We start from the raw sequence: 1,371 nt of genomic DNA on the forward strand, positions 1-1,371 counted from the left end.
TCGTCGTCGCTGCTGCCAACGCTGGTAAAATCGGCCTTGACCACTGGGTACTCCCTTATCTCCGCGGTCTCTGGAACAAAATGACGCATAAAACCGATCATGAAGGTGGCACTACCCATACACCGCTTAAAAAGCGGATCGCGTAAGATACACCCCTGAATAAACTAATGGATGGTGGAGAGCCTTCGGGTTCTCCATCATCTTTTTTTATGCCAGTAACCCATGCCACATTTCGAACATTGAGAATACTGTATGTAAATACAGATTTATGTAATTATGAATATTTTGTGAAGAAGCGACATCAAATAGATTGTTGCTATTTTTTCAAGCCTCATCGCTCTTGCAAATTTCAAATTTACAAAAATCTGAAAACAAAAAGAGAATGATTATTCATGGAGGAGTGGTGCGGGTGTTTATTCAATGGTTTCAATCAAGCAGGATCGCCATGTGGCTCGTTACGGTCATTCGGGTGTATGTCGGGTATAAGTGGATGACCGCCGGCTTGGGCAAGTTAACGAAAGGTTTTGATGCAAGCGCATTTATGCAAGGGGCTATCTCTAAATCCACCGGAGATCACCCGGCCGTTCAAGGTTGGTGGGCCGCATTTTTGAAGCATGCTGCACTGCCGGCCGTCAAATGGTTCAACATCCTCATCCCGATAGGTGAGTTTCTCGTGGGACTTGGCCTTATCCTCGGCACATTCACCGTGTTTGCAGCGCTTATGGGGCTGGTCATGAATTCAGCCTTCCTCTTCTCCGGGTCCATCAGCATCAACGGTCAGCTCCTGCTGCTGGAATTTCTGATCATTCTCGCAGCTGCCAACGGCGGCAGAATCGGACTCGACCGCTGGCTTATGCCTTACCTCCAGCACAAACTCACCCGTAAAGCAAAAATCAGCAGTGAACCATCCTCTTTGCAGAATCACGCCGTTTGAACAATGAACGGATGATCGCGGCCTTCCATCCCGGTCATCCGTATTATTGTTTTTTATGACGTTAATCCATAGGTATGCAATTTTTTTTATGAATTTGTCCACAATTGTGATTTTAATCACATATATTGTGATTTATTTCACTTATAATAAAGACATAGAGAAGGTGATCACTTCCCCAAGCAACAAGAGTCGACAACATGAACATAAGAAACATCGTATTCATTACAACATCTATTAAGTCATCTAAGGAGTGGTTTATATGTTTAACAACTGGCTGAGAAATAACAAAATTGCAATGTGGTTACTGACCTTTATCCGGGTTTATCTCGGTTATGAATGGATGACGGCAGGCTGGGGTAAATTAACGGGTGGTGGCTTTGATGCTGGCGGCTTCCTGCAAGGCGCAATTGCTAATGCTGCAGGTGACCATCCCGCTG

Annotated in this window: 1 protein-coding gene and 2 pseudogenes; all 3 read left to right on the plus strand. The window is 44.9% G+C overall.

Annotated elements, in window-relative coordinates:
• A pseudogene (locus ABEQ74_RS29865) lies at positions 1 to 146 on the plus strand (Crp/Fnr family transcriptional regulator); the annotation flags it as partial.
• A 263-nt stretch (positions 147 to 409) separates the two neighbouring features.
• Positions 410 to 934 carry a DoxX family protein gene (locus ABEQ74_RS29870; RefSeq protein WP_430125975.1) on the plus strand — a complete coding sequence of 175 codons (525 nt, stop codon included), beginning with the start codon at positions 410 to 412 and terminating at the stop codon, positions 932 to 934.
• 259 nt (positions 935 to 1,193) lie between these two features.
• Positions 1,194 to 1,371, plus strand: a pseudogene (locus tag ABEQ74_RS29875) (Crp/Fnr family transcriptional regulator); the annotation flags it as partial.

It is taken from the genome of Paenibacillus solani (assembly GCF_050475945.1).
GTDB lineage: Bacteria > Bacillota > Bacilli > Paenibacillales > Paenibacillaceae > Paenibacillus_AQ > Paenibacillus_AQ solani_A.